The organism is Vibrio sp. S11_S32, from assembly GCF_014694465.1.
Taxonomy (GTDB): Bacteria; Pseudomonadota; Gammaproteobacteria; order Enterobacterales; family Vibrionaceae; genus Vibrio; species Vibrio algicola.
Map to the genome: position 1 here is coordinate 1 of NZ_JAAUWS010000047.1, position 19859 is coordinate 19859.

Consider the following 19859-nt stretch of genomic DNA (forward strand, 5'->3'; position numbering starts at 1 on the left):
GCTTACGCAATGATCAAAGCTTTAAATAAACTAACAGGGCTAGGTATGCCTAAAACTTACCGAATTGATTGAAATAATACCATTCTAGTGTTGTCACCTCTAAATTTGAATTACGCAACAAAGCCTAAAAAAACCAGTTCGAGGTGAACTGGTTTTCTTAATATTGCTCACTAATGCTTAATACAATGGCATTTCATCGGCGACATACGGGTTCGACTTTCGCTCTTGTCCAAAAGTCGATTCAGGACCATGACCAGGAATAAAACGCACCTCATTACCGAGTGGCCACAACTTGGTTTTAATGCTGTTAATTAAAGTTTGAAAATCCCCTTTCGGAAAATCCGTACGGCCTATTGCGCCGTTAAATAAAACATCGCCAACAAAGGCAATTTGCGCTGATGGGCTAAATAACACCACATGACCTGGGGTATGCCCTGGAGTATGGATCACTTGCAATCTTTCCTCGCCAAATTCAATACTGTCGCCTTCTTGTAACCATTGAGTTGGCTCAAAAGGATCAATAGGTGGAAAACCAAACATCTGGCTTTGATTCATTAAACCTTGTAGCCAAAATGCATCATCAATATGAGGGCCGATCACTGGCACATTCATTTGCGCTTTTAGCTCTGGCGTGCCACCAACATGATCCAGATGTCCATGGGTTAACACGATTTTTTCAAGTGTGACACCTAAGGTATTAATGATGGTGACTAAGTGCTCAACCTCACCACCGGGATCAACAATCACCCCTTTCATGGTTTGATCGCACCATACGATAGAACAGTTTTGTTGAAATGGAGTGACTGGAACAGATTGATATTGAAGGCTCATAGCAGTAATGTCTTGATAAGAATAGTAGCGAAACTATGACATTTCAGTGTTATTTTTACAAGTGCTTGCTTAACTCTGAGTAGTTACTGAACTCTGAGTAGTTGCTTAGCTCGGGGGACTTGTTTAGCTCGGTATAGCATTCCAATGGTTATCCCATCGAATGGTTGAATTAAATCTCTGAACATCATCGAGGGGCGATCTGGTCACCACTTCACCAGATCCAGAGCTAACAAAAAATTCACCATTGTGCGCCACCACGCCAGAGGCATCGGGTAAGGGCTGTAACTCAAGTAACTTATTTTGCGAAATCGACCAAATACCATAGCAATTACCCGGTGGTGATGTCGCAAGTACATAGTCCCCCACCACCGCAATACTGGCGATATAATGATTAAATCGCGCCCATTGCTCTGGTTCGGCGTTCAAAGAGATTAATTCTCCCTCACCTTGTTGCATTGCAATTAACGCGGGGTAATCATCCGGTTGGCCGCGATATTGTTGGCCACATAAAATTAAGTCATGCTGATCATAACCAAGATGACGAATGCTGAGTTTTTTATCGCCTAATCCTACTTGACTAATGATGCGCCCAGTTTGATCTAATCGGGTTAAGGTCGGTTGCATCGTGTCTAGGTTCAATGCTTCACGACCTTGAGTATGAACCCCACCCACGCCGACCGCATAACTGCCATCATTTAAGCCAATAATTTCATGCGGGCCGATCCCTATCCCATGCCATTCATCGACTTTTTTATAATCTTGTTCAACATCATAAATACCAATTAATCCTTGACTGCTTTGTTTGATCCCTTGGGTTGCCAGCAGAAATTTACCATCCACGCTAAATACACCATGGCCATAAAAATAGCGGTCTGCTTCGGCCTGAATAAGCTGTTTTCTTAAGCCGGTTTGGTAATCAAACACTTGAAAGTAACTGCCAGGGCGACGAGCGAAAGCCACGGCGTCACTAAATCCCATCGTACTTTGCTGACTAATGGCGACGCCGTGCGCTCTTTGAGGCAAAGCAATTTGATAAATAGGATTACCTTGCCAATCAGCCACTACACAATGAAAACGTTGATTAAAGCCAACAGAGTTACCGATTAGCGCAGCCTTATTACTTGGCTTACTGGCGTGATATAACCAAGCCAGTCCACCACAGACGATTCCCCCGCCACCAAGCACGGCTAAGGTTAATAATTGACGCCGCTTAGCATTAAAATCTGTCATGGGATCAATCGCCATCGGTTGAGTTAAATCCAACGACCACGCCCAACTCAACCGCCACTTCATCATGTAATAGGTATTTGATCCGCTCTAATTTATTAAACTGAGTCAGTGCCTGTCGATACCCTTCTTTGGTTTGCAACATCTCAAATAAACTGGCTTGTTTCGGCCATGTGCTGATGGTTTGATCAAACTGTGCTAACAGCCGATCGGCCAATTCACTATGATCTTGCGCTCTTAATTGCGCATCTAATCCTAGCCCTTTCGCCAAATACAATTGACGCAACGCTTGCAGATTACTTGTCATTAAAGCTAACGATTGCTTCGATCGCCACGCCTCGGAAAAGTACGGTCGTGGATGGCCGATTTTTGCTAATGGTCGACTCATCTTTAGCATTAAAAAATCTAATTGATTAGTGAGCAAACCAATATACTCCGCTTGCCACTGACTATCATCATAACCAGACCACGGATTGGATTGCCATTGAGTCGTTATAGTTTGAGCATGATTATGCAAGGTGTCTGTGGTTGCCCTAAGTAGTCCACAGCTGAATTTATCGCCGCTAATTAATGGCGATTGCGCATCAAATAATAACCACTCCAAGCCCGTTACCCCCTGCACCGTCACGCTTTGATTAGCGATACTTTCGGTATTCCATAATGCTTTTTGTTGTAACAGTTGCTGCATTTTTTGACCGGTGATATTTTTCTTATCCGGCCAAAATTGTACATTCCAGCTTAATGCGACCGCTTTGGCTGGCCCTTTTGCCTGACCTTGTAACGGCATCCAAGCTTGCATCATTTCAAGCCATTGTTCTTGTAGTGCTTCTAAACTGAGTCCATTATTCGATTGGCAATATTGTGCGACTGCTGTTTGTAATTTTGCGCTTGACGTTGAAAAGCCTTGTGCAAACTCGAGTTCTAATTGATGTACCTGTTGCTGGCTATTTTTAGGCTTCGATGACGCAATCTGCTGGGTTTTAATATTGCCAGTTGTATCCGATAAATAAGCGTAATAAAGACCGCCTCCGACCAAACAAGCACACACTGCAATGATGATACGTTTCAACATAAATCCAGTTCTCTATAGGGAATTTAAAAAGTCGGTCAAGGCGTCGCGATCGGCTTTGCTTAAATTAAGCACTTGTTCTTTGGCCGATTGAGCTTCACCACCATGCCACAATACCGCTTCCATTAAGTTACGCGCCCGTCCATCGTGTAAGAAATAACTGTGTCCGTTCACTTCTTCGGTATAGCCAATGCCCCACAAGGGTGGTGTACGCCATTCTGAGCCTGTGGCTAAAAATTCAGGTCGGTTATCCGCTAAACCTTCGCCCATATCATGCAATAACAGATCGCTATAAGGATGGATGGTTTGATTGGACAGCGATGGTAATTCATCACTCTGCGCCGTTTTGATTTCTGGAGTATGACAAGACGCACAGCCCACATTTTCAAATAGTTGTTGCCCGCGTATCACGCTTGGATCTGTGGTATTTCTGCGGATCGGCACCGCTAAATGTTGCGAATAAAACTCGACAAATTTTAAGATTTTATTGCTAACTTCATAATCTTCGGTTGAATTCACCTTATTCGCAGCGGCATTATTGGCGCGATTCCCATTTGGCATTTCGGCGCAAATTGTTTGTTGCGGTGAACAGTTTTCATGCGGAAATAAAGCACTGGTTAAGCCAAGATCGCCATTAAACGCCCCTGCATCTTGTTGAATCGCGCTAGGTTGCCCTGCTTTCCAACCAAATCGTCCCACTTGAGTGGATTTTGTTTGCACATCCCAGACTTGATTTAACTTACCTGAAATACCTTTATTATCGCGCTGTTGCTGGTCAGCGATATTCTGCAGCGTTTCAACCGAGATAGATTCAAGTAACCCTAAACCTATCATTGGCGGCGCAATGCGAGCCGATAACATGGTATCTGGATGCAATTCTCCGTAATTGAGATCATGCAACTTGATGCTAGGTTTTCTTAATTCAATTGTTTCACCATCACTAAAACGGACATTAAACTTGCTATATTCAATCTTAATTTTGCCTTCCGGTTTAGCGTTTGGAATGGCAAAATCTTCCAGCTGATCGCCATACATAGGTTCAGGGATCACCCCAGATATGACCAATTGTTGTTTTTGCTTTGCCGTCAGGGCTGGAATACTCAACCGGACCAACATCGAAACCGCTTGGTCTTCTCCCTCTTCAGGTGGATGCCCTCGACCATCTTTAATATGGCAATTTTGGCAACCATTTGTATTAAAAAGTGGCCCTAATCCATCTCTTGCATCCGTGGTCGCTGGCGCGGCGACCCAAGGGTTACGAAAAAAACTATTCCCGACACTAAAATCCAACCGTTTCGATAATGGCAGATTATTAGCCGGCATAGAAAAAGCATTACTGCCTTGTTTATTGGTACTGGTATCGCCGCCAGATTTGATACCGTACGCCAAAGCGGTTGATGGCAGATAAAGTGCAAAAATGAGGGCAAAGATTGTACGTTTATGGGGTTTAGATATAAGTGTTACTGGCATCGTGGGCATCGTGGGCATCGTGGGCATCGTGGCTTTCATGGTACATCCTGTAAGGGCTCAGAAAAGACGAGCCCTAATCCATTGTTCTCTCATCCGAAAATACAATCACCGAATGTGAGGTCCTTGAAAAAAAATTAAAATTCGTGATCCGCGTTATCAGGGCTAAGGCTCGTAATACCAATCACAGCCGCCGCTTTTTCAATCGCTTCCGTTTGTTTGACTAACGCTTGAATCGAGTCATTGACTAACGCATTGCCAGCTTTATTGTTTGAAGCAATAAGTTGGTCAAAGTGTTGGTTATTTTGCTCGGCAGAATCCACTAACTTATGCACTTGATCTCGAGTACTCTCAAATTGTGTCGCGATCTGTTTTGCCGCTGCCGCATCCTTACTGGCTACAAGATCTTTAATACTTGCGCCTGTTACAACAGAGCCATCAACACGAGTATAACTGCCGTTAAATACGTTATAGATACCCAGTTCATTATAGTAATGCGAGTTATGAGTATTATCAGAGAAACAATCATGCTCATCTTCGGTTGAATTGGCTTCTAACGCCACTTTCATACGTTCGCCAGCCAGCTCTCCTAGCGATAATGACCCCATACCAAACAGCATTTTACCAATGCCATCTCGTGCCGGTTGGCTGAGCAACTGACTACGATAATTGTCTTTTTCCTTGCCATCCCACTGAGCTTTCATCCAATCTAAATCTTGCACTAACAATTGAGACGCCGCTTCAAGGTATTGAGCACGACGATCACAGTTGCCATTAGTACATTGCTTGCCACTGGCAAAATCCGTATAAGGACGCTCACCGGCTCCGGCTTGAGTGCCGTGTAAATCTTGTCCCCATAGCAGGAATTCAATTGCATGGTAACCAGTAGCAACGTTTGCCTCCGAGCCCGCGAGTTCATTTAAACTGGCTAATAACTCTGGCGTAATTTTAGTTGCATCAATTTTATCACTACCAACTTGAATTGATTTATTAGCAATAATATTGGCTTGAGCGCCTTCATTACCTAATTCAAAGTGGTAACCTTTGGCGACATAATCAATTAAACCTTCATCAAGCGGCCAAGCATTAAGTTGCCCTTCCCAATCATCCACAATGGCATTACCAAAACGGAATGTTTCTGATTGCTGATAAGGAACACGCGACGCAAGCCAAGCGGTGCGTGCTTGGTTAAGCGCTTGTTGAGATGGGTTTTGCACTAGTGCTTGAATCAAGGCTTGTAATTTCTGCGCGGTAATATGAGCATCGTCAAATACGGCGTAAGCTAAATCAGCATAATTTTCGACCACTTGTTGCTCAGTAACAGCGCTTTGAGATCCAGCCGCCCAAGTCATTGGACTGGCAAACATAAGAGCAGAAATAACGGCAATGCGAGGAGTTGCAGAGGTAAACATAATTCTTCCTTGATAGAAGCTAATGGCAATCATTATCATTAAGATTAATCAACGGGAATAATACTTATTTACCATATTTTTACAACCTTGTTTTTACTTAATATGCTAATTTTCTGCGTTGTCGCAACAAATTTATACCAATCCCATACATTTAATGATAATTCAAACTTGAGAACAGAGAAAAGTATCAAAGACCATGGATGTCCTTTGCTCAAGTGCCCAAGGACGGATCAGCGTCTTTTCACCGTATTCAAATTGATCAAACCTTAAATGGAAATGGAAATGGTATTAGTGTTCGTTGCCAAAATTAGGTACAAAAAAACCGCTATCTCGTGAATAAGATAGCGGCGTTTTAGTGATGACGGTGATAAACACATCGTCAAATCAATCGAATTTTAAGCGGTGTTTACCATGTGAAGCTTTGGCTTTTAAGTAGCTTTCATTGCCGCTTTTCAAATGCACATGAGTTGGGATAACTTCTTCTAGTTCAATGCCAAACTCTTGTAGCTCTTTCATTTTTTTAGGGTTATTGGTGATCAATTTAATTTTATCGATCTGTAAGGCTTTAAGCATCTGCGCCGCTTCTGAAAAATCGCGCAAATCATCCCCAAAACCTAAATGATTATTGGCTTCATAGGTATTCATACCTTCACTTTGCAGGCGATACGCATCAATTTTATTGTACAAGCCAATACCACGGCCTTCTTGGCGTAGATATAATAAGATCCCGCCTTGCTCACCCATTTTATTAATGGTTTCATCCAGCTGTTCACCACAATCACAACGAGATGAATGGAAAACATCACCGGTTAAACATTCTGAATGCATACGAACTAATGGCGTTTGATCTTGTTTATCGGCTTGCTTAAAGATGATAGCAATATGTTCTTTGTCGGTTTTCAGATGGTGAAATGACAATATTTCGGCATTAATATCACTATTAACACCCACTTTTAGGTCGACTCTGGCACGCACTTCAGCCATTTTGCTCTCTCTTATTCATTAGTTCTGCTGCGCAATATTATTTCCTTAAACACTCTGAGACACAAGTAAAGTTAAGGTTAATGATGCAAATAATTATTGTTATAATATAACATCTAAATCTGCATTCAAGTAAAAACACAGTATTTTAGTCAGACATTCAATAACGGTATAAAATTTAAACAAAAAAAAGCCGAAGATCGAAATCTTCGGCTTTCATTTCAAATAACAAATGAAGAGTTAATAATTACTCTTGATCTGTGTCTTGGGTATCGTCATCTTGCGCCGCTGGAGCATCTGAAGCCTCTTGCGTATTGATCGTGTTTTCAGCATCGAGTTCAGAGCCTTCTTCACCATCAATAATCGCGTTTTCGTCTTCTTCAATCTCTTCAATGCGTTGTAATCCGACTACTTTCTCTTCTTCAGAAGTACGGATCAACGTCACGCCTTGAGTATTACGACCTACTTGGCTCACTTCCGATACGCGAGTACGAACTAATGTACCGGCATTGGTGATCATCATGAACTCATCGGCATCGAGAGCTTGAACCGCGCCAACAACTTGGCCGTTACGCTCAGACACTTTAATCGATACCACACCTTTGGTGCCACGACCTTTGGTTGGATATTCAGTGATAACGGTACGTTTGCCATAACCATTTTCAGTTACGGTTAATACGTCGCCACCTTCATTCGCAGGGATGATAAGTGAGACCACTTGATCGCCTTCTGCTAAACGAATACCACGAACACCCGAGGCAGTACGTCCCATTGCGCGAACATGTTCTTCACTAAAGCGAACCACTTTACCCTCTTTCGAGAACAACATGATTTCATCAGTACCAGAAGTAATATCGACGCCGATTAATGAATCTTCTTCACGTAGGTTAACCGCAATAAGACCGTTAGCGCGCACATTAGCAAAGCTGGCGAGCGAGGTTTTCTTAACGGTACCGTCACCGGTTGCCATAAAGATAAATTTATCTTCAGTAAACTCGGTTACAGGAAGGATCGCAGTAATACGCTCGTTCTCTTCTAGCGGTAGAATGTTCACAATTGGCTTACCACGCGCAGTACGTGTCGCATGCGGCAATTGGTAAGTCTTCAAGCGGTACGTTTTACCACGGGTTGAGAAGCAAAGAATATTGTCATGGGTATTAGCAACGAGCAGACGTTCGATGAAATCTTCATTCTTCATCTTAGTCGCACTCTTACCTTTACCGCCACGGCGTTGTGCTTCGTAATCGCTTAGAATTTGGTACTTAACGTAACCTTCATGTGACAAGGTAACCACTACATCTTCACGCGCAATCAGCTCTTCCATGTCGATATCATGGCTGGCTGCGGTAATTTCAGTGCGACGCTCATCACCAAAGCCTTCACGAACCGCTTCAAGTTCTTCGCGGATCACTTCCATCAAACGCTCTGTGCTTGAAAGGATGTGAATAAGTTCTGCGATTTCATCAAGTAACGCTTTGTATTCGTCCAAGATTTTATCGTGTTCTAAACCAGTTAAACGGTGTAGACGCAATTCTAGGATTGCTTGGGCTTGTTGCTCGGTTAAGAAGTACTCGCCATCGCGGATACCGTATTGATCTTCTAACCAATCAGGACGCGCAGCATCGGTCCCTGCACGCTCAAGCATGCCAGCAACATTACCTAACGGCCAACCGCGAGCCACTAAACCAATTTTTGCTTCAGCAGGGGTGGGTGCGTTTTTGATAAGTTCGATAATTTCATCGATGTTGGACAATGCTAGCGACAAGGCTTCAAGGATATGAGCACGGTCACGAGCTTTACGCAATTCGAAAATAGTACGACGTGTCACCACTTCGCGGCGGTGATCAACGAAACACTTAATCATTTCTTTTAGGTTGAACAGTTTTGGCTGGCCGTTATCCAGTGCAACCATGTTCACGCCGAAAGTCGTTTGCAGTTGAGTTTGTGAGTAAAGGTTATTAAGAACAACTTCACCCACTGCATCACGCTTACATTCAATCACAATACGCATGCCGTCTTTATCTGACTCATCACGTAGTGCGCTGATACCTTCAACTTTTTTATCTTTTACTAGCTCAGCGATTTTTTCAATCACGCGAGCCTTGTTCACTTGATATGGAATTTCAGTAACAATAATGGTTTCGCGACCATTTTTTTCCACATCAATATGCGCTTTTGAACGCATGTAAATTTTACCACGACCCGTTTTATAAGCATCGACAATGCCTTTACGACCACTGATCAACGCAGCGGTAGGGAAATCAGGGCCTGGAATGTATTGCATTAACTCATCAATAGTCACATCTTCATTATTGATGTAAGCCAAGCAACCATCGACCACTTCACCTAAGTTATGTGGTGGAATGTTAGTTGCCATACCAACGGCAATACCAGATGAACCATTGACTAATAAGTTCGGGATTTTGGTTGGCATAACCGCAGGGATTTGTTCCGTGCCGTCGTAATTATCAACGTAATCAACCGTTTCTTTATCAAGGTCGGCAAGCAGTTCGTGTGCAATTTTCGACATGCGAACTTCGGTGTAACGCATTGCGGCTGCAGAATCACCATCGATAGAACCAAAGTTACCTTGGCCATCTGCTAGCATGTAACGTAAGGAGAATGGTTGGGCCATACGAACGATGGTGTCATAAACCGCACTATCACCATGTGGGTGATATTTACCGATCACGTCACCAACGACACGAGCGGATTTTTTATAAGGCTTATTCCAATCGTTACCAAGCACGTTCATCGCGAACAAAACGCGACGGTGAACCGGTTTAAGACCATCGCGCACATCAGGAAGTGCACGACCTACGATGACGGACATCGCATAATCTAAATACGAACTTTTCAGCTCGTCTTCAATATTTACTGGCGTAATTTGTTTAGCTAAATCGCTCATAGAGCCATTATCCCTCTATTCTTTTTGATCGCATGATTTATATAAAAAGCCAAAACTAGCTTTAAAATAGCGACACGCACAAGGGTTAAAAATATAACACATAAAACCGATTTTCGGCATCTATTTCATGTCGGTTTTAAGCACTTGATAGCAACTTCTCGCTTTAACTGTTGAAAAATTAAACTGGATTGGAATTTATCTCATTTATCAAACCCATCTTGCTCTATTTGTCACTTTCTTCTTTGCTGATTTTGTTGCTCTCTTATTCCTGATATAGTAACAATCATCTTAATTGTTAAAAGAACAGACCAATATGACGACCACACAAAACGTTGATCCAGCTGAAATCAAAAAATTTGCCGATATGGCTTCTCGTTGGTGGGATCTTGATGGCGAGTTTAAGCCTCTACATCAAATTAACCCTCTGCGTTTAAACTTCATCTTAGATAATGCTGATGGCTTATTTGCGAAGACAGTGCTTGATGTGGGTTGTGGCGGCGGTATTTTAGCAGAAAGCATGGCCAAACAAGGCGCGGAAGTCACAGGCCTTGATATGGGCGCAGAGCCGCTTGAAGTCGCACGCTTACATGCGCTTGAAACCGGAACAACCCTGACTTATATCCAAAGCACAATTGAAGATCATGCCGAGCAACACCCCGCCAGTTATGATGTCGTCACTTGTATGGAAATGCTGGAACATGTTCCCGACCCACTATCGGTGATCCAAGCGTGCGCTAAATTAGTCAAACCTGGCGGCCATGTCTTTTTCTCAACTTTAAACCGCAATATCAAATCCTATTTATTTGCCATTGTGGGCGCAGAACAAGTGATGAAATTAGTGCCTAAAGGTACTCATGAACACGCCAAGTTCATCCGTCCTTCAGAATTACTTAAAATGGTTGATAGCACACCACTACAAGAACAATCGATTACCGGTTTAGGCTACAACTTATTAACCGATACCTATTCTTTGGGGAAAAATGTCGATGTGAACTATATCGTTCATACTCAATTCATCCAATAAACCTTTCCTTTCTCTCCTATTATTTTGTATGAAATGCTGACCTAAAATGTTGGCTTTCATACATTGACATTTCATAAAAATGTGCTTGATCGCGCATAAATAAATCGATCTTTTTTCTGATCAAATCCCATCAAAGATCAAGCGATTTATTTTTTTGTGCGTCTACTTTGACAACACTTTTCAACTTGCTTTTGTAGCGATCCAAGTAATACATAATTGTATAGGTTAGTGGCTACTTACTGAAAAAAATCTATCCCTGAGTTATCCACAAGCCATAGCGATGTCTCGACTTGAAAACAGAAGCATTTCGCACTATCTTGTAGCCATTCGAGCAAGTGGCACCATATATAGTGTTTTGTCACTTTTCTTATCACTAAGCAACATAAACAAAAGCTCGCACATTTTTAACACCTCACAGTATCGTAGCTGCGTACCATTTATAGTTAGGGAACTCATACTAGAATGAATCAACAATTGACAGTCACCAAGCGTGATGGACACAAAGAAAGAATTGATCTTGAAAAGATCCACCGCGTGATCGCATGGGCCGCAGAAGATCTTGATAATGTTTCCGTTTCGCAAGTCGAATTAAAAGCTCATATCCAATTTTATGATGGCATTACCACTTCTGATATTCATGAGACTATCATTAAGTCGGCTGCTGATCTTATTTCAGAGCAAACCCCTGACTATCAATACCTAGCAGCACGTTTATCGGTTTTCCATTTGCGTAAGAAAGCCTACGGCGAGTTTGAGCCACCAGCATTATATGATCATGTGGCAAAACTGGTTGGCATGGGAAAATACGATAAGCATTTGTTAGAAGACTATAGCGTTGAAGATTTTAACGCGATGGATGATTTTCTCGATCATAACCGTGACATGAACTTCTCTTACGCCGCGGTTAAGCAGTTAGAAGGTAAGTATTTCGTACAAAACCGTGTGACGAAAGAAATCTACGAAAGCGCCCAGTTTTTGTATATTTTAGTGGCAGCGTGTTTGTTTGCTAAATACCCAAAACAGACGCGTCTTGATTACATTCAGCGTTTTTATGATGCGGTGTCTACTTTTAAGATCTCACTACCTACCCCTATTATGGCGGGTGTACGTACTCCTACTCGCCAATTTAGCTCGTGCGTATTAATTGAGTGTGGCGACAGCTTAGACTCAATCAACGCAACCGCGAGTTCAATTGTGCGTTATGTTTCTCAACGTGCGGGAATTGGTATTAATGCGGGTCGTATTCGTGCTCTCGGGTCTGAGATCCGCAATGGCGAAGCCTTCCACACTGGTTGTATTCCATTTTATAAATACTTCCAAACCGCAGTAAAATGTTGCTCACAAGGCGGCGTTCGTGGCGGCGCGGCAACCATGTTCTACCCACTTTGGCATGGTGAAGTCCAATCTTTATTAGTACTTAAAAACAACCGTGGTGTTGAAGAGAACCGTGTTCGTCACATGGATTACGGCGTTCAGCTTAATAAATTAATGTACTCTCGCTTAATTAAAGGCGGCCACATTAGTTTGTTCTCCCCTTCTGATGTTCCTGGTTTGTACGATGCTTTCTTTGAAGACCAAGCCAAGTTTGAACAGCTGTATGTACAATACGAAGCCGATACATCGATTCGCCGTGAAACGGTTAAAGCAGTTGAGTTATTCTCGTTATTAATGCAAGAACGAGCCTCAACTGGTCGTATCTACATTCAAAACGTCGATCACTGTAATACTCATAGCCCGTTTGACCCAAGTGTGGCCCCAGTTCGTCAATCTAACTTATGTCTTGAGATTGCTCTGCCAACTAAGCCTCTAAGCAATGTTGATGACGATGAAGGCGAAATTGCATTATGTACGCTTTCTGCCTTCAACTTAGGTGAAATCAAACAACTGAGCGATTTTGAAGACTTATCGGATCTGGTTGTTCGCGCATTAGACGCCCTACTCGATTATCAAGATTACCCGCTGCCAGCGGCGCGTAAAGCCACCATGAACCGTCGTACCTTAGGGGTTGGCGTGATCAACTATGCGTATTATTTGGCTAAAAACGGGGTGAAATATTCAGATGGCAGCGCCAATGGTCTGACTCACCGCACGTTTGAAGCGATGCAATATTACCTTCTAAAAGCCTCGGTAGAACTCGCCAAAGAAAAAGGCGCGTGTCCGGCATTTAACGAGACCACTTATTCGCAAGGTATCTTGCCAATTGATTCTTACAAAAAAGATTTAGATGCGATTTGTAATGAACCTTTGCACCTTGATTGGGAAGCGCTACGCACCGAGATCACCACTCATGGTTTGCGTAACTCAACCTTAACTGCATTGATGCCATCAGAGACGTCATCACAAATCTCTAATGCAACCAATGGTATTGAGCCTCCACGCGGTTTTGTATCGGTTAAAGCTTCTAAAGATGGTATTTTGAAACAAGTAGTTCCTGAATATCAGGCTTTGAAAAATCAATACGAATTATTGTGGAAGATCCCGTCTAACGATGGCTACCTGCACTTAGTCGGTATTATGCAAAAATTCATCGATCAATCGATTTCAGCCAATACTAACTACGATCCAAGTGTGCAAGCCAATGGCAAAGTACCGATGAAGTTGTTATTAAAAGATTTATTAACCGCCTATAAATTTGGTGTCAAAACATTGTATTATCACAACACCCGTGATGGTGCGAGCGACGACCAAGGTGAAAACGGCACTGTGGTTGAGCAAGACGATGACTGCGAAGGCGGTGGTTGTAAGATCTAAATCTATTTATTTATAGCCTGCGATTTTTGTTGCAGGCTGTTTTCATTAAATCGCCTCTAAACTCACCGCTTAATATCCGGTGTTTTAGAAGGTAGAACGGCAATGTATTTTCTGGTTCAGATGAAAAGCAAGCAAGGTTTTATCTCACCCGTAAATAACACTGTCTTTGAGTAGTGTTTGGCTATTCATTCAAGAGGTTAACATGGCATACAGTATTTTTAATCAAAACAAAAATGATCAATTAAAAGAACCTATGTTTCTGGGTCAATCGGTTAACGTCGCGCGTTACGATCAACAAAAATTTGAGATTTTTGAAAAGTTAATTGAAAAGCAGTTAAGCTTTTTCTGGCGTCCTGAAGAAGTGGATGTTTCTAGTGACCGTATCGATTACAACAAATTGCCTGATCACGAAAAACACATTTTCATCAGTAATTTAAAATACCAAACTTTGCTCGATTCTATCCAAGGCCGCAGCCCAAACGTTGCCCTATTACCACTTGTTTCTTTGCCAGAACTTGAAACTTGGATTGAGACATGGTCATTCTCAGAAACCATTCACTCACGCTCTTACACTCATATTATTCGTAATATTGTTAACGATCCAAGTGTGGTATTTGACGATATCGTTGAAAATGAACACATCGTAAAACGTGCTAAAGATATTGCCCATTATTACGACGAACTTATCCGCCTAACTAATGATTACCATCGTTACGGTGAAGGTAATCACGTTCTTAATGGCGAGAAAGTCAATGTCAGCCTAATGGCACTGAAGAAGCAACTTTATCTTTGCTTAATGTCGGTTAATGCTTTAGAAGCGATTCGCTTTTACGTTAGTTTTGCTTGTTCATTTGCGTTTGCGGAACGTGAATTGATGGAAGGCAACGCTAAAATCATTAAATTAATTGCTCGTGATGAAGCGCTTCACCTAACGGGTACTCAACACATGTTGAATATTTTGCGTAATGGTCAAGATGACTTTAGCTTTATGCAAATTGCCGAAGAGTGCAAACAAGAATGTTTTGACCTGTTTAAAGAAGCAGCAGAGCAGGAAAAAGAATGGGCCGATTACCTATTTAAAGACGGCTCAATGATTGGTTTGAATAAAGACATTCTTTGCCAATACGTTGAGTACATTACCAATATTCGTATGCAAGCGGTTGGTTTAGGTATTGCTTACCCAGAAGCAACCTCTAACCCTATTCCGTGGATCAATGCTTGGTTGTCTTCAGATAACGTCCAAGTGGCGCCACAAGAAGCAGAAATTAGCTCATACCTCGTTGGCCAAATTGATAATGAAATTGATGCCGATGACTTTGGAGATTTTGAGCTGTAATCGCTCTTATTGCTTATGAAAAAAATGCAAGTCAACCAAGCGACGTTACTCGAAACCAATAGCAATACCACTTTGTTAGAAGCGATGGAAAGTGAAGGGTTACAACCTGAATTCCAATGCCGTGATGGACATTGTGGTGCCTGTAAATGTGAATTGGTTTCGGGTGAAGTAGAATACGTTGGCTTTGCATTAGCTTTTACTCACCCGAAAGAAATTTTGCCTTGTATCTGCAAGGCAAAAACCGATTTAGTGTTAGATAAAGTGCGCTATCAAGCCATCAAGCAACGTGCTTAGAGAGCAAACTGCGCGCTTAAATTTCAATCTTATTCACACATTCAAAATAACCATATTGCCCGATAACCTTGAGATCGGAGGCTTGTCTACGCAACATATCCAATAACACCATAGTGACTATCACTTGTTTTGCGATCAATGGATAGTCGCGTTTAAATGTCACTTGCTGCGCCCATGCCCCCTGCTCGGTGCTCAAGGTCAATGCTATGCTGCCATCTTCTAGCCAGAAATTGGCCAAACTAACGTCTGCTTGGGTGTCTTGTCGATACTCTGCACACAACAATACACTGTCTGCCAACTCTGCTAATTTCGGCGCTTGATTATCCACGATACTTTGCTGGAAAACGCTAGATTGAGCATCATCAGGCCCTGTAGGTCCTGCGCGATACATTTGACGGGCTAATTCACCGCCCGTCACTTGCTCTAATATCGACAACTGCCATTGTTGGCTTTGCAGTGCATCCACCACTCCATTAGTAAGTGGTTTATCAATACCCACCACATTATCGATTAAAATATCGGCGATCTGCTGCACAATCTCGTTCAACTCAGGGTGTCGAACTGGACAAAATACTTTCACTTCGATAAACGGCAAATAAGAGCGATAACCGAGCGAAAAACCTTGCGGTAATGTCAGTGATTTAAGTGAATCGGCAATACTCGACTCCCCTAACCCCAACACATAAATCTTATGACACGCTTGCTGCTCCACACTTGGGTAGAGTTGGTGCAATAACGGCAGGATTTCATCTGTGACCATACGCTTAAACTCAAACGGGACACCGGGAGTAAACATAATTAAGGCATCATTCAAACGCATACTAAAACCACAGGCCGTTCCCACCGGATTATCAATGATCTCGGAGCCTATAGGTAACATGGCTTGTTTGACATTACTTGGTGCCATTGGCCGACCTAACGATGCAAAATATCCTTCTATATTCTCAAGCCACTCTTGCTTCAACTCTAATTCAACCCCTGCCGCCTGAGCCATAGCCTGGGCGCTCATATCATCACTAGTTGGCCCTAAACCACCGTTGACGATCACCACATCACTGCGCAGACTTAAGGCCGTAATTTCAGCCACCAAGCCGTCAAGTTGATCGCCTACCGTGGCGCGATAATCCAAGCCAAATCCATGCTGAAAGAATTGCTCTCCAAGCCAAGAGGCATTGCTATCCACGATGTCACCATGCAGTACTTCTTCTCCGGTACTTAACATCGATATCTTCATTTATATTTTCCCTTTTTTGATATTCATCGGCACAAGATCTCATTCACCACTACGAGGCACTATCCACTTGCATTCACTGCAATCATAAGTAATGATCTGCGGCAAAATTGGCGTTACAATGCGGCGTTATTTATAACTTACATCATTCATAATGAGGATCATAACGTTTGAGAAGCCAGAAACTGCGGGGGCTAACATCTTACTTATTAGCAATGTTCACTTGCGTTTCGACCTCAGCAAGCGCACTTGAATACTCTGCGTCGCTTGTTTCTCCGGTAAGTTGCAATAACACCACCTTACTCTCTAATTATTGCCAACCCAACCAACAATACACTTTATCGCTCAATTCTAAACCAATCAACGACGACAAAGATATTAATTCAATTCCCCCACGCTACCTAACCATCAGTGACGGCAAAGATTGGGATTATTTACTCGGTCAAACTTATACCTTCTTCGGTTTAAGCCTAGCAGCTGTCGGTTTAATGACTTTATTGCCTGAAGGAGTAACTCATTGGGATAGTGACCAGCGTTCTTTCGACAGCCTAGGCCAGAAATGGAAAGATAATGTCTCGCAAGGTCCAGTATGGGATAACGATTCATTTTACCTTAATTACATTATGCATCCCTACTTTGGCGGAGTTTATTATACCGTTGCACGTCACTCTGGTTTTAATGGCTTTGAATCCTTTTTGTACTCTTTTACTATGTCGACCTTTTTTTGGGAGTATGGGGTAGAAGCGTTTGCCGAAGTGCCATCGTGGCAAGATATTATTGTGACCCCAATCTTAGGTTCCTTGGTGGGTGAAGGTATGTATCAAGCGGAACAATACATCGCCTTTGAAAATGATGGTGAACTGCTCGGCTCTGAAACAGTCGGAACCATCAGTTTGTTTTTATTAAACCCAATTGGCCATATTCATTATTGGTTTATCGGTGATGATGAGAGTAATAGTGAGTTATCGTTAACGAGCGACCCGTCTTTAAGCTATCCCAAAACCAATTTACTCAACCACAATACCAGCCATTATGCAGGTAATGAATTTATTGGTATGACGTTTAAATATCATTTTTAATCAATTTTTTTGCCTCGCTTCACTCTATTTCTTTACAAAGTATCTAAACTTATCTTAATAACTCAATTGAGTTCCATCTCGTTTGGTCATTAAAGGAGAACATTATGATGCAAACATTCATTGTTAATTTTGCAGGTCAAACCTCCCCGCCGATTATTCATCAACTGGCTAAAATCACCCATGAAAATGGAGGTAAGTGGCTGGTGTCAAAAATCAATTATCTGGATGAACAAGTCTCTGGGCTGATCAAAATAAAAATGCCAACACAACATATTGAGGCTGTGAAAGATGCCTTTACTCAACAAAAAGGTCTGACTGTTTATTTTGCCGATTCCACTGATTGTAGCGAAGAAAAGACATCCGATGACCAACAAAACAACCTGTATAACATGCGAGTCGATGCAGAAGATCGAGGTGGGATTGTGCATGATATTTCCCAAACCGTTGAAACGGAGCATGGGCAGATCATCAACATAGAAAGTAATCGCGTATTTTTAGCCGATAGCCTTGGGGTCAGTGCCAGCATGTTTAGCTCACATTTAACCGTAACTCTGCCCACTGCCACCAATATTCAAGATGTGATCTCAGAATTGGAAACCTTGGGCATGCAAGCCAATGTGGTTAAAAAGAGCAAGGCGAAACAGAGTTAATTCGCTCGCAGATCTAAAAGCTTGATGCTTCATTGCCAAGCGCCGATAAATCAAAGCAGATCTCACCGGCAGGTTTAAGACTAAAGGTGACTTTGTTTTGGTGCGTTCCTGTTTCATCTAAATTGGTGCAGGGACTGAATACAAACCAGTCATAACGATATTGCAGTGCATATTGATTGCCTTGAATATGCACAACTTCTTGTAGTGTTATACCGTTATCATTCATCGCGCGCGGGTCAATATAATCAAGGTTAGGAATAAGCTGGCGTTCAAATTCGGCTTGTTGCGCCACTAAAGCCGCCATTAGTTTCTCTACATTTGTTTTATCTTCGATCTTAAAAATAGCGTCTAATTTTATTTTCATCTTATCCCCTGAGCTTTAGTTTATTTGATGGTATTGCACTAGCTGACCGACCATTGTGACAATGATCGCTTAAAATCCTCGTAACCAAACTCATTTAATTTTTGAATATCCCCATTGCTACGCTGGCAATACACACTTGGCATTTTTAAGCCATTAAACCAGTTCAGTTTGACCATGGTATAACCGGCGCTGTCTAAGATATGTAGTCGTTGACCAATGTTTAATGGTTGCTCAAATTTAGCCACACAGAATTGATCTCCTGCCAAACAAGAGCATGACCCTATCACATATTCAAATTCACCAAACTGGGATGCTTCACCAATACTAGCAGGTTCATTATAGATCAAGGTATCAAGTCGATGCGCTTCGGTGGCGAATCGACAATAGCGGTTTGCATGCCGTTCTCTACGATATCCACCACCGTCACCACCAGATCCGCCGTATTGGTAATAATTGCTTCACCCGGCTCTAAATACAATTTCACGCTATGTTTTTCGCTAAAATGTTTGAGTGCTTGCGCCAGTTTTTCTAACTCATAATCCGGCCAGGTAAAAAACAGCCCACCGCCTAAGCTAACCCAATCCAGTTTGTCTAAATACTCACCAAATTGATGTGAGATGTCATCAAGCAGCGCAATAAAATCATCGGCTGATTTATTCTCACAGTTGATATGAAACATCACCCCATCAAGGCTATCAAATAACGAGGGTGAGAGTTGTTGTTGCTGTACTCCTAAGCGTGAGAACTGACGCGCAGGATCGGCTAAATCTTGCCCTGCGCGGCTCACTCCCGGATTTAAACGCACCCCTATCGAGGCTTTACCTTCCACTAAGTGACGATAGGCTTGCAACTGGCTCAGCGAATTGAAGATCATCTTATCGCAGATATCAACCACCGCTTTCACGTCATCTTCACTGTAACCAACACTATAAGCGTGAGTTTCTTTGCCAGCCCCCCTACCACCAAACGTCTCATAACCTAATTGCACCTCAAAAGGGCCACTGCTGGTGGTGCCATCAAGATAAGGTTTCATGATGTCAAATACGCCCCAAGTCGAAAAACACTTGAGGGCTAATACCAATTTAACGCCACTTAGGGCTTTTAATTTCGTGCATTACAAATGGCAATTACACTTCGTAAGCCTCAAAGAGGCTTACTTTTCCATAGTGATAGAGGCTCACAGTACACCAGCAGTTCATTTCAGCACCTGTTAACGAGAAATGGCATCACATCAT

15 protein-coding genes and 2 pseudogenes are annotated in these 19859 nt (G+C 42.4%); 7 read left to right on the top strand and 10 right to left on the bottom strand.

The genetic code is table 11. The annotated features are described in order from the left end of the window. Positions 1-177: 177 nt before the first annotated feature. From HC723_RS14265 to gyrA, 7 genes are all read right to left on the bottom strand, one after another. Positions 178-831, bottom strand: coding sequence for an MBL fold metallo-hydrolase (locus HC723_RS14265; protein ID WP_153447019.1), 654 nt, complete (start codon positions 829-831; stop codon positions 178-180). 123 nt (positions 832-954) lie between these two features. After that, a complete protein-coding gene (locus HC723_RS14270) occupies positions 955-2076 on the bottom strand; it encodes a DUF1513 domain-containing protein (RefSeq protein WP_446751408.1) in 1122 nt (373 codons plus the stop codon). Further along, a complete protein-coding gene (locus tag HC723_RS14275; RefSeq protein ID WP_153447018.1) occupies positions 2066-3130 on the bottom strand; it encodes an imelysin family protein in 1065 nt (354 codons plus the stop codon). Before HC723_RS14275 ends, HC723_RS14270 begins: the two co-directional genes overlap by 11 nt. A 12-nt stretch (positions 3131-3142) precedes the next feature. Then, complete coding sequence (locus HC723_RS14280; protein ID WP_190339558.1) at positions 3143-4597, bottom strand: di-heme oxidoreductase family protein; 1455 nt, start codon at positions 4595-4597, stop codon at positions 3143-3145. Positions 4598-4731: 134 nt separating this feature from the next. After that, the gene (locus HC723_RS14285) at positions 4732-6006 is read right to left on the bottom strand and encodes an imelysin family protein (protein ID WP_238925507.1); all 1275 of its coding nucleotides are present in this window, start codon (positions 6004-6006) and stop codon (positions 4732-4734) included. Between the two features lie 384 nt (positions 6007-6390). Continuing rightward, complete coding sequence (locus HC723_RS14290; protein ID WP_153447016.1) at positions 6391-6990, bottom strand: GTP cyclohydrolase II; 600 nt, start codon at positions 6988-6990, stop codon at positions 6391-6393. Between the two features lie 244 nt (positions 6991-7234). Further along, entirely contained in the window at positions 7235-9895 is a 2661-nt protein-coding gene (gyrA, locus tag HC723_RS14295) for a DNA topoisomerase (ATP-hydrolyzing) subunit A (protein ID WP_153447015.1), read from the bottom strand. A gap of 313 nt (positions 9896-10208) precedes the next feature. Between gyrA and ubiG the strand changes: the two genes are divergently transcribed. The 4 genes from ubiG (at position 10209) to yfaE (ending at position 15300) form a co-directional block, all read left to right on the top strand. Continuing rightward, positions 10209-10919, top strand: a complete 711-nt coding sequence (gene ubiG, locus HC723_RS14300) for a bifunctional 2-polyprenyl-6-hydroxyphenol methylase/3-demethylubiquinol 3-O-methyltransferase UbiG (RefSeq protein ID WP_153447014.1) — start codon at positions 10209-10211, stop codon at positions 10917-10919. Positions 10920-11381: 462 nt separating this feature from the next. Continuing rightward, positions 11382-13670: a class 1a ribonucleoside-diphosphate reductase subunit alpha gene (gene nrdA, locus HC723_RS14305; protein WP_190339560.1), complete on the top strand. Its 2289-nt coding sequence runs from the start codon at positions 11382-11384 to the stop codon at positions 13668-13670. A gap of 202 nt (positions 13671-13872) precedes the next feature. After that, on the top strand, positions 13873-15006 hold the full coding sequence (gene nrdB, locus HC723_RS14310) for a class Ia ribonucleoside-diphosphate reductase subunit beta (RefSeq protein WP_153447012.1): 1134 nt from the start codon (positions 13873-13875) through the stop codon (positions 15004-15006). Positions 15007-15021: 15 nt separating this feature from the next. Next, the gene (yfaE, locus tag HC723_RS14315; protein ID WP_153447011.1) at positions 15022-15300 is read left to right on the top strand and encodes a class I ribonucleotide reductase maintenance protein YfaE; all 279 of its coding nucleotides are present in this window, start codon (positions 15022-15024) and stop codon (positions 15298-15300) included. Between the two features lie 16 nt (positions 15301-15316). On the opposite strand, the gene HC723_RS14320 is transcribed toward yfaE, so the two are convergent. Next, positions 15317-16534, bottom strand: a complete 1218-nt coding sequence (locus HC723_RS14320) for a CinA family nicotinamide mononucleotide deamidase-related protein (RefSeq protein WP_190339561.1) — start codon at positions 16532-16534, stop codon at positions 15317-15319. A 212-nt stretch (positions 16535-16746) separates the two neighbouring features. On the opposite strand from HC723_RS14320, the gene HC723_RS14325 reads away from it, so the two are divergent. Together HC723_RS14325 and HC723_RS14330 are read left to right on the top strand one after the other, a co-directional pair. Continuing rightward, entirely contained in the window at positions 16747-17610 is an 864-nt protein-coding gene (locus HC723_RS14325) for a DUF3943 domain-containing protein (RefSeq protein ID WP_190339563.1), read from the top strand. A 104-nt stretch (positions 17611-17714) separates the two neighbouring features. Further along, positions 17715-18260: a glycine cleavage system protein R gene (locus HC723_RS14330; RefSeq protein WP_153447009.1), complete on the top strand. Its 546-nt coding sequence runs from the start codon at positions 17715-17717 to the stop codon at positions 18258-18260. A 13-nt stretch (positions 18261-18273) separates the two neighbouring features. Here the strand turns inward: HC723_RS14330 and HC723_RS14335 are convergent, their stop codons facing one another. Then, positions 18274-18624: a hypothetical protein gene (locus HC723_RS14335; protein ID WP_153447008.1), complete on the bottom strand. Its 351-nt coding sequence runs from the start codon at positions 18622-18624 to the stop codon at positions 18274-18276. Positions 18625-18662: 38 nt separating this feature from the next. Beyond that, positions 18663-19732, bottom strand: a pseudogene (gene nspC, locus HC723_RS14340) (carboxynorspermidine decarboxylase); the annotation flags it as partial. Between nspC and HC723_RS14345 the strand changes: the two are divergent. Continuing rightward, positions 19733-19859 (top strand): annotated as a pseudogene (locus HC723_RS14345) (DDE-type integrase/transposase/recombinase); the annotation flags it as partial.